The following is a 9,196-nucleotide window of genomic DNA, read 5'->3' on the forward strand; positions in this document are numbered from 1 at the left end:
TCGTCCTACCGGATCCGTCCGCTGGGGCCGGAGGAGACCCTCTTCGAGATCTGGTCACTCACCCGCATGCCACCCGACCAGATCACGCCCAAGCCGACGCCTCCGGTCCCGATGGCGCCCGACGACCCACGCTGGCCGCCGATCCCCGCGCAGGACTTCTCCAATCTGCCTAAGCAACAGAAAGGATTGCACTCCAGAAGTTTTGAATACATGAGGTTGTCCAGCCGAATCGAGGGACTGATCTCGAACTTCGAACGCGTCGTCGACGGCTTCCTCGCCGGACTGCCGTACGACACGCTGGTACCCGCGATCCAGAAGACGAACACCACCATCGACGTGCCGATGGTGGATCTCGGCTTCGCTTCGACTGTCGGGGCCATCGGTAGGGCAGCACGATGAGCACGCAGTGGGACCACTCCGTCGATCTGCTCATCGCGGGCAGCGGCGGGGGCGGCATGGCCGCGGCGCTGGCGGCGCTCGACTCCGGCATCGAGCCGCTGGTGCTCGAAAAGCAAGCGCTGGTGGGCGGTTCCACCGGGCTTTCGGGTGGCATGGTGTGGCTGCCGAACAATCCGTTGATGCGCGCCGACGGCATCGCGGACTCGCATGAGGACGGCCTGGCGTACTTCGACGACGTCGTCGGTGACATCGGGGCCGCCTCATCACCGGCGCGGCGCGAGACTTTCCTGACCGCGGGTTACGAGATGATCAACTTCCTGACCCGCAAGGGCGTCCGGTTCGTGCGGTGCCCCGGCTGGAGCGACTACTACCCGAACCACAAGGGCGGCAACGAGTCCGGCCGTGCCATCGAATGCGTTCCCTATGATGCGGCGGCGCTGGGAAACTGGCGCGACAAAGTCCAGCCGTCCATGGCCAAGAGTTACGGAGGGTTCGTCCTCAAGACGAACGAGTTGCGCTCGGTGCAGTACTTCAACCGGTCGCCGCGCGCCTTCGCCGTGGCCATGCGGGTGTTCACGCGGACCAGGGTGGCGCGGCTGCGCCGTCGCGAGATGCTCACCAACGGAGCCTCACTCATCGGCCAGATGCTGAAGGTGCTGATCGACCTGCGCGGCGACCCGCCGATCTGGACTGACGCGGCCATGGCCGATCTGATCGTCGAGGACGGGCGTGTCGTCGGCGCGCGCGTCTCCCGCGGCGGGGCCACACTGAATGTCGAGGCGCGCAAGGGCGTACTGCTTGCGGCGGGCGGCTTCAGCCGCAATGCGGACATGCGCCGTCGCTACAGCGGCGACCAGCCCAACGAGGCGCGCTGGTCGATCGCCAATGCCGGCGACACCGGAGAGGTGCTCCAGACCGCGATGCGGCTGGGTGCGAAGACCGACCTGCTGGACGAGGCCTGGTGGCTGCCATCCATTTTCATCGCCGATGGCGGTGATGCCGCCAGGGCGCTCGGCAGCGGGCGGCAACGGCCCGGTGCCATCTACGTCGACGGGTCCGGCAAGAGATTCTGCAACGAGTCGAACTCCTACGTGGAAGTCGGCAAGGCCATGTACGCCAACAAGGCGGTGCCGTGCTGGATGGTTTTCGACGAGGGCTACATCCGCCGATACGTCTCGGGCGCCAACCCGTTCAAGAAGCGCAGCCTGCCCGAGGAACTGATAGAGCGGGGCGCGGTGCTGCGCGGTCCGACCGTCGCCGAGCTCGCGCGACAGATCGATGTCCCCGCCGACGCGCTCGAGCAGACGGTCAAGCGGTTCAACGGGTTTGCGGTCAAGGGCCTCGACCCCGATTTCGGCCGCGGCCAGTCGGCGTACAACGACTGCCTGGGCGATCCCGGCTACCGCCCGAACGCCGCGTTAGGGCCGCTCGAGCGGCCACCGTACTACGCCACCCGGGTGTTGCCCGCCGACGTCGGGACATGCGGAGGCGTGATCACCAACGAACACGCGCAGGTCCTCGACTCCGACGACTGCGTGATCGACGGGTTGTACGCGACGGGCAACATCACCGCGACGGTAATGGGCCGAAACTATCTGGGCGCGGGCGGAAGCATCGCCTACACCATGGTGTTCGGCTACGTCGCGGCGCGGCACGCCGCCGGCCGAAAAGTCGCCGGCGAGCGGACTCGCTAGGACTCGTCGCGATCGACGAAATCGCGCGGTGTCATGCCCGATTGCATCAGCTCGGCCCGCCGCGCCTGTACGTCGGACGCGGCACCCACCATGTTGGTCAGGATGTGGCTGACCTGAAGATGCACCCGCATGCCCATCAATTCCCACGCGCGCTTCACGTTGTTCTTGACCGCCATCAGTGTCGTCAGCGGGATTTGGGCGATCTTGCGCGCCATCTCCTCCACGGTGTCCTCGAGGTCGTCGCGTGGAACCACCCGATTGAGCAGCCCCCAGTCGAGGGCCTGCTGCGCGGACAACGTCGGAGCCAGCAGCAGCCAGTCCATGGTGCGATGCCAATTCATCAACAGCCACGGCTCGATCATCGTATGCCCGCCGGGCTCGCCGAGGCTTTGGGCAAGTGGCATCTGGAAATAAGCGTCCTCGGAGGCGACGCAGAAGTCGGTCAGTAAGCCCAGATAGATCCCGCCGCCCATGCAATAACCATGGATCTGCGAGATGGTCGGCTTGGGGAATTCCCACAGATACAGCGTCGGCCATAAAAACAGATCGGCGGTGCCTTTGTAGAGGTCCTCGAACGTGTCTCCGAAATCGGGATACGGGTTTTCGTCCGGGCCCCAGCGCGCCACATGGCCGCCGCAGAACCCCTTGCCGTTCGCCTTGAGAATGACGACCTTGATGTCCTTGTCGCGGTCGGCCTCGTGCAGGCACTCGTCGACCTCGCCGACCAGGACGGCGTCTTTGGTGTTGGCCTTGTCCACCCGGTTCAGAATGATCCGTGCAATCGGCGGTTCGCGCTCATAAATGACCGCTTCGAGGACACGGCGCTGCATCCTGGTGACACTACCGGAGAGCGTCATTGTCCGAATTGGCTTTGCGGTTGCGCAATGTTCGCGGGAGGAGTGAAGTGTATGCAGGCGCTGGACTAGTCCGTGACGAATGGAGCTGGGATGACGACTCCGTCGGACCGAGCGGCACAGCTCGACCTGATAGCGCGGCTGCAGTCCTCCTATCCCGAACTTCCCGACGCGCCCACGCCGGATCTCATTGACCACGAACGCTTCAGCGCGTATGTCAAGACTCCCCACGACGTCGGTGGCGAACCGGACGCTCCCATCGAATACGAGAACAAGCAGTACGAGATCTGGGAGCACAACACCTATGTGATGTGTGAGGTGCTGGGCTGGCGCGGGATCTGGCTGTCGGAGGAACGACGCCGGATGGGCAATGTCGACCTGGGCCGCACCATCTATCTCGGCCTCCCCTACTACGGGCGCTGGCTGCTGGCGGTCGCACGCGTGCTCGCCGAAAAGCACCACATCGGTCTCAGCGAATTGGCCGAACGCATGGCCGAGGTCAAGACCCGCTATGCGGACGGCCTGCGCGGAAAACCCTTGGAGGCCGAGCCGAAGTCCGCAGGCGACCCCACCGCGGTCACCCGCAATCGGCACCACCGTCACGCCGTCGGCAAGGGTGACCCACAGGTGTTCGCCGGACGGGCCGGGGCGCCCAAGTTCAACGTCGGCGACAAGGTCGTGGTGCGAAATCTGCCCGTGCTGCTCTACACCCGCACCCAGGAGTACGTGCGCGGCGCGACGGGTGAGATCGCGGTCGTGTCCTACGAAAGCCCCGCCGCCGAGGACGAAACCTGGGACGGGCCAGACCAACAGCCCGAATGGTTCTACATCGTTCGGTTCAACCTGTCCGAGTTGTGGCATGGCTACACCGGGCCGGGCAATGACACGCTGCAGACGGAGCTTCCGGAGCGCTGGCTCGAATCGGCCGAATAGCGCCGGAAAGGATTTCGCATGACCGCCCACGAGCACGACCACGAGCGCACCGCCGCGCCCATGGTGGACGAGATCACCGACTTCGAGGTCCTGGAGATCGCGCTTCGCGAATTATGCATCGAGAAGGGCATTTTCACCGCCGAGGATCATCGGCGCTTCACCGAGTTCGCCGAACAAATCGGCCCCACCCCGGCGGCGCGCCTAGTGGCCAGGGCCTGGCTCGATCCCGACTTCAAGGAGTTGGTGCGCTCGGACGCGCTCGCCGCCAGCAAGGAGGTCGGCGTCGACTGGCTGGAACCGACCGGATTCGGAACGCCTAGCGACTTCACCGCCCTGCACGTGCTCGAGGACACCCCGACGCTGCATCACGTGATCGTCTGCACGCTGTGCTCGTGCTACCCGCGCCCGATCCTGGGCAATTCGCCCGAGTGGTACCGCACACCCAACTACCGCCGTCGCATCGTGCGCTGGCCGCGCCAGGTACTCGCGGAATTCGGCCTGATCCTTCCGGAAGACGTGGAGATCCGCGTGGAGGATTCCAACCAGAAGCATCGGTTCATGGTGATGCCCGTCCGTCCGGACGGAACGCAGGGTTGGACCGAGGACCAACTCGTCGAAATCATCACGCGCGATTGCCTCATCGGCGTTGCGCTGCCCAAGCCTGGGGTGACGACGAACGTCATCACCCAGACGCGTCCGGCCGTCCACCCGGTCGACGACTGATGCGAGCGATGAGATGAGCACCGCGCACAACCCGCGTCCCGCCAAAGACGCAGCCGTTGCACCGCTGGCGAAAATCGTTGAGCGCAACCAGGTCTGGAGCCGCATGTCGGCCAAGTACGGCGTCGGCAACCCGGTACCACCCTGGAAGACGAGCCTGGACGGGATCTGCGATGCGCTCGACCACAGCGAACGCGGCGCGCAGGTACTCGGTTTCGCCGACCGGCGCGGCGACGAGGATGCGCTGTCGGCGACCGTCTACTCGAACCTGCCCTACCCGGAGAACAGGCTGGTGGCGTTGGCCCACTCGCTGCTAATGCGCGGCGTCATCGACGAGTCGGAGCTCGAAGACAGACTGGCCGCGGTGCGTGCGCGGCTGCAGGGTTGAGCGAAGTCGGCCAGTCCGCCGGCGCTCGCCGGTTTGGGGGCCGGTTAGAGGATTGGGTTCCGATAGGCTACGCTGGCAGCAACGTTGGCTTCATGACATCGCATGCCAACACCGTCGTGGAACGCTTCCTCATCCCATTGGTGCCAGCCCAAAGCTCGCGCTCGTCACCTAGATGATCCGTGCACAACGCACTAGCCTGTCTCGCGGCGATCGATTTTGCCATCCGGCAATCTCGCCACCTCGTGCCGATGCCGCGCGGCGTTTTCGCCTCCAGCACGGCACCACCGATGCCTGAAAGGCACCGAAAAGTGACTATCAGCAAGACTTTCGCCGACCTCGGCGTGCGCAACCACCTGGTCGATGCGCTCGCCGAGCGTGGCATCACCCACCCGTTTCCGATTCAGATCGAGACTCTGCCCGACACGCTCGCCGGCCGGGACGTCCTCGGTCGCGGAAAGACCGGCAGCGGCAAGACCCTGGCCTTCTCGATCCCGCTCGTCAGCCGCCTATCGGACGCAGATCGGCGCCCCTCACGGCCATCTGGGTTGGTCCTCGCGCCGACCCGGGAGTTAGCGACGCAGATCACAGCGACGCTCGAACCGCTGGCGGCGGCCTGCGGCCTGCGGATCACCACGATCTTCGGCGGCGTTTCCCAAAGCCGCCAGGTCGCTGCCCTCAAGTCCGGCGTCGACATCGTGGTCGCCTGCCCGGGCCGGCTCGAGGACCTGATGAAGCAGCGGCTGATCAGCCTCGAGGCGGTCGAGATCACCGTGATCGACGAAGCCGACCACATGGCCGATCTGGGCTTCCTGCCGGGCGTCACCCGGATCCTGGCCGCTACTCCCAATGGTGGTCAGCGGCTGCTCTTTTCGGCGACGCTGGACAACGGCGTCGACAAACTCGTCAAGCGATTCCTCCGAAACGAGGTGCTGCACTCGGTCGATGAGGCCAACTCACCGGTATCCGAGATGACCCATCACGTGTTCCACGTCGCCAATGCCGAGGCCAAGAAAGAGGTTGTGCACCGGCTCGCATCCGGCACCGGACGCCGGATTCTCTTCATGCGTACCAAACATCAGGCGCGCAAGCTCGCCAGGCAGCTCACCGAGTCGGGTGTTCCATCGGTCGACTTGCACGGCAACCTGTCTCAACCCGCACGCGAGCGCAACCTCGCGGCGTTCGCCTCGGGTGGCGCCCGGGTGCTGGTGGCAACCGACATCGCCGCGCGGGGCGTTCACGTCGACGAGGTCGAGCTCGTCGTGCACATCGACCCGCCCGCCGAACACAAGTCCTATCTGCACCGGTCCGGGCGCACGGCCCGGGCGGGAAGCGCCGGCGATGTCGTGACCGTGGTGCTGCCCGAGCAGCGCCGCGACACCCAGGTGCTGATGCGCAAGGCCGGTATCACCGTCGCCGCTGTGCAGGTGACCGCCGCATCCGAGGCGGTGCAAGCGCTCGTGGGCGAGCTCGCGCCGTACCAGGCGCCCGCACCCGTCCGGGTGCCTTCACCCGCGCCTGTGCAGCATCGGACCAATTCCAGCGGGCAGCGCCGCCGCCGGTCCGGCAGGTCGCCGAGGACCAATTCCGCACCCGGCGAATCGGCCATGTCTCACCGCGGCGGTACCCCTGCGCGCCGGCCGGATCGCCGCCGCGCGAGCCGGGCGCAAGGAAGCGCCGGCTAGCCTCGACAGACTGGGTCAGCGCCGGGCAAGCAGCCACGCCTGACCGTCGCCTTCGTCAGCGCCGATCAAGTCCAGGCTCGCAAACGCTGCGGGCAGCTCGCCGGCCAAGACGCGGAAGGGACCGGGACTGGCTCCGACCTCACTCAGAGCGGCGATCGCCAGCAGCCCGCCCGGCGACAGCCGTTCGACGATCGTCCGGTCGAGGCGAGGGTCCCGGAACTTGCAACAGACGATGACGTCGACCGGCGCCCCTGCCGGCAGACCACCATCGAGGTCGACGACGTCGAAACGACACCGGCTGCTCACCCCGGCGCGCTGGGCCAACTCCCGCGCTTGGTCGATGGCCACCGGGGAGACGTCCAACCCCACCACCCGCAGGCCGCGTGTGGCCAGCCAGACGGAGCCGGTGCCCTGTCCACAGGCGAGGTCGAGAGCCCTGCCTGCGGTGGGAAACAGATCCGCGTGGGCCGCAAAAACCGAGGGCGGCGCAATTGAACTCAACGGTGGCGGCCCCTGGGCCGCATACCGTTCGTCCCAGCGATGCCGGTCCGCTTCGCCCATTGGCGCCACTCTAGAACCACCTTTGGGCGATGGCAGTGACTCCGGTTCTGGACATCTGTCTGCAAACTGGTGCTCTGCTCGCACGGCGTTGGCGGGTAAACGGGCGTCCGCGCCCCAAACGGCCAGCAACGAGCCAGGCTGGCCGCGCTGAGTGGATGTTGTTGGCGGCGAGCCCGCTTCTTACACTGGACGAGTGTCTAGAGATGCGTCGTCCCCGGTGGTTGCCGGGAAAGCGGTCCCCGCGAACGCGGCTCGCAGGTCAGATCGTCGGCCCGGGCAGACCATTCGTAAGGTCCTCGATGCCGGACTGGCGGAGCTGCGGGAATCCTCGTACGCGAACCTGACGATGCGCGCGGTCGCGACTCGCGCCGGGGTGTCGCCGGCCAGCGCCTACACCTACTTTCCCTCGAAAAGTGCGCTCGTCGCGGCGGTGTACCTGCGCTTCCTGCGCGACCTGCCGCTCCACACCGACGTCAACGACACGACAAAGACCCGGGTCAGCGCAACGCTGCGGGACATGGCGGTCGTCGTCGCCGATGAGCCGGAGCTGACCGCCGCCTGTGGCGCCGCGCTGATGGCTGAAGATCCGGCGGTCGCACCGCTGCGGGAACAAATCGGCGACGAAGTGGCCAAGCGGATCGGTGCCGCGCTCGGGCCGGGCTGGCCCCGAGCGGTGAAATCCACGCTGCAGATGACCTTTTCCGGCGCGCTGATGACCGCTCGGTTCATCAGCTTCGCCGAGATCTCCGGGCAGCTCGACGAGGCGGTCAACCTCATTTTGGGCGCATCGGTTGCGTGAAAGTTGCGGCGCCTCAAGCTAATAGGCACGGCTAACCGGTGCGGGGGCCAGCTTTCGCGCCGGGCTGGCGCCGCGAAGACGATATGATCCGGCAGTGGGGTTCACCGGCTACGGGTTTGCCGCCCGTTAATCATGCGCAGTCACGGCTGGGCGGGAAATACGCCGTCGTCCGATACGGAGGCGATCGAGCGCATCCTCGACGCCGCCGACAAGATCATCGACGAACGCGGCTCGGCGATGCGGATCGCGGACGTGGCGCGGGCCCTGGGGGTGACCCGGCAGACCGTCTATCGCTACTTCCCCGGGACGCAGGCGCTTTTGGTGGCCTCCGCGATGCGCTCGGCGGACGGCTTCCTTGATCGCATGGCGGCCCACCTCCAGGGAGTCACCGACCCCGTGGTAGCCATCACCGAGGGAATGGCATTCGCCGTCGAAGAGCTGGCCTCGGACAACCAGGTCGAATTCGTGCTCAACCAGCGCCACCGCGGCGGCCAGAAGGTCTCGATCGTCTCCGATACCGCGCTGGCATTCGGTCGTTCGATGCTCCATCGCTACGATATCGATTGGGAGCATTACGGTTTCGATGAAGCCGGCCTGGACGAGCTGAACGAATTCTCGCTGCGTGTTCTGCATTCCTTCCTGTCCGACCCGGGCCGTCCGCCGCGCAGCGGTGCCGATCTGCGCCGCTACCTCACCCGCTGGATCGGGCCGGCGATCGCCTACCCGCAAATGGTCCGGGCCATGGACGCACTGGGCGCCCCGGAGCCGCCGAGGGCACGCCGGCGCACTTCGAAAGCCTCCTGACTAGGGTGGGCGACCCTGACCATACTTATTTGCGGAAATGTCTTGGCGGCGGCCCACCATCCCCGGCCTATCGAGCGGTTGATTCGTTTCCCCCGTTCGGCGATCCTCAACGGGCCGGCATTGTCCACCGAATGAATGGAGGCTCGGCGTGGTGGGTTTGGGACAGGTCGCCCTGAACAGCGCACCCATCTTCGGTGGCGCGTTGCTCGCGGTTGCGGCCGGGCAATTCAAAGGCCCGGATTACCGGGAGGCGATCAGGCAGGATATGGACCTGCTTGATCGACTGCCTCCCGAGGACGTCGACAGGCGCGCCGAACTGCGGCGCACCATCGAAGGTCGCATCGATGATCTGGTCGATGCCG

The 9,196-nt window shown here is 66.1% G+C and carries 9 protein-coding genes and 2 pseudogenes; 9 read left to right on the top strand and 2 right to left on the bottom strand.

Annotated elements, in window-relative coordinates; all coding sequences use genetic code 11:
- Together A5652_RS23760 and A5652_RS23765 are read left to right on the top strand one after the other, a co-directional pair.
- A pseudogene (locus A5652_RS23760) lies at positions 1–399 on the top strand (SRPBCC family protein); the annotation flags it as partial.
- Positions 396–2,093: an FAD-binding protein gene (locus A5652_RS23765; RefSeq protein WP_067357717.1), complete on the top strand. Its 1,698-nt coding sequence runs from the start codon at positions 396–398 to the stop codon at positions 2,091–2,093. The pseudogene A5652_RS23760 and the gene A5652_RS23765, both read left to right, overlap by 4 nt.
- Here the strand turns inward: A5652_RS23765 and A5652_RS23770 are convergent.
- The gene (locus A5652_RS23770) at positions 2,090–2,923 is read right to left on the bottom strand and encodes an enoyl-CoA hydratase-related protein (RefSeq protein WP_067357720.1); all 834 of its coding nucleotides are present in this window, start codon (positions 2,921–2,923) and stop codon (positions 2,090–2,092) included. The genes A5652_RS23765 and A5652_RS23770 overlap by 4 nt on opposite strands.
- A 117-nt stretch (positions 2,924–3,040) precedes the next feature.
- On the opposite strand from A5652_RS23770, the gene A5652_RS23775 reads away from it, so the two are divergent.
- The 4 genes from A5652_RS23775 to A5652_RS23790 all read left to right on the top strand — a co-directional run bounded on the left by A5652_RS23775 (position 3,041) and on the right by A5652_RS23790 (position 6,670).
- Positions 3,041–3,880: an SH3-like domain-containing protein gene (locus A5652_RS23775; protein ID WP_067357724.1), complete on the top strand. Its 840-nt coding sequence runs from the start codon at positions 3,041–3,043 to the stop codon at positions 3,878–3,880.
- A gap of 18 nt (positions 3,881–3,898) precedes the next feature.
- On the top strand, positions 3,899–4,603 hold the full coding sequence (scnC, locus tag A5652_RS23780; protein WP_067357727.1) for a thiocyanate hydrolase subunit gamma: 705 nt from the start codon (positions 3,899–3,901) through the stop codon (positions 4,601–4,603).
- A gap of 13 nt (positions 4,604–4,616) precedes the next feature.
- Positions 4,617–4,988 carry a thiocyanate hydrolase gene (locus A5652_RS23785; RefSeq protein WP_067357730.1) on the top strand — a complete coding sequence of 124 codons (372 nt, stop codon included), beginning with the start codon at positions 4,617–4,619 and terminating at the stop codon, positions 4,986–4,988.
- Positions 4,989–5,296: 308 nt separating this feature from the next.
- Positions 5,297–6,670 carry a DEAD/DEAH box helicase gene (locus A5652_RS23790; protein WP_067357747.1) on the top strand — a complete coding sequence of 458 codons (1,374 nt, stop codon included), beginning with the start codon at positions 5,297–5,299 and terminating at the stop codon, positions 6,668–6,670.
- A 15-nt stretch (positions 6,671–6,685) separates the two neighbouring features.
- Here the strand turns inward: A5652_RS23790 and A5652_RS23795 are convergent, their stop codons facing one another.
- Entirely contained in the window at positions 6,686–7,231 is a 546-nt protein-coding gene (locus A5652_RS23795; RefSeq protein ID WP_067357734.1) for a bifunctional 2-polyprenyl-6-hydroxyphenol methylase/3-demethylubiquinol 3-O-methyltransferase UbiG, read from the bottom strand.
- Positions 7,232–7,424: 193 nt separating this feature from the next.
- Here A5652_RS23795 and A5652_RS23800 point away from each other — a divergent pair, with 193 nt between their 5' ends.
- From A5652_RS23800 to A5652_RS23810, 3 genes and pseudogenes are all read left to right on the top strand, one after another.
- Complete coding sequence (locus tag A5652_RS23800) at positions 7,425–8,030, top strand: TetR/AcrR family transcriptional regulator (RefSeq protein WP_067357737.1); 606 nt, start codon at positions 7,425–7,427, stop codon at positions 8,028–8,030.
- A 132-nt stretch (positions 8,031–8,162) separates the two neighbouring features.
- Positions 8,163–8,834 carry a TetR/AcrR family transcriptional regulator gene (locus tag A5652_RS23805; protein WP_067357740.1) on the top strand — a complete coding sequence of 224 codons (672 nt, stop codon included), beginning with the start codon at positions 8,163–8,165 and terminating at the stop codon, positions 8,832–8,834.
- 148 nt (positions 8,835–8,982) lie between these two features.
- Positions 8,983–9,196, top strand: a pseudogene (locus A5652_RS23810) (hypothetical protein); the annotation flags it as partial.

The organism is Mycobacterium sp. 1165178.9 (assembly GCF_001673555.1).
Classification (GTDB): Bacteria; Actinomycetota; Actinomycetes; order Mycobacteriales; family Mycobacteriaceae; genus Mycobacterium.

Coding starts and splice junctions, on each gene's coding strand:
- A5652_RS23765 (WP_067357717.1), top strand. CDS start 396: ATGAGCACGCAGTGGGACCACTCCGTCGATCTGCTCATCGCGGGCAGC.
- A5652_RS23770 (WP_067357720.1), bottom strand. CDS start 2,923: ATGCAGCGCCGTGTCCTCGAAGCGGTCATTTATGAGCGCGAACCGCCG.
- A5652_RS23775 (WP_067357724.1), top strand. CDS start 3,041: ATGACGACTCCGTCGGACCGAGCGGCACAGCTCGACCTGATAGCGCGG.
- scnC (WP_067357727.1), top strand. CDS start 3,899: ATGACCGCCCACGAGCACGACCACGAGCGCACCGCCGCGCCCATGGTG.
- A5652_RS23785 (WP_067357730.1), top strand. CDS start 4,617: ATGAGCACCGCGCACAACCCGCGTCCCGCCAAAGACGCAGCCGTTGCA.
- A5652_RS23795 (WP_067357734.1), bottom strand. CDS start 7,231: ATGGGCGAAGCGGACCGGCATCGCTGGGACGAACGGTATGCGGCCCAG.
- A5652_RS23805 (WP_067357740.1), top strand. CDS start 8,163: ATGCGCAGTCACGGCTGGGCGGGAAATACGCCGTCGTCCGATACGGAG.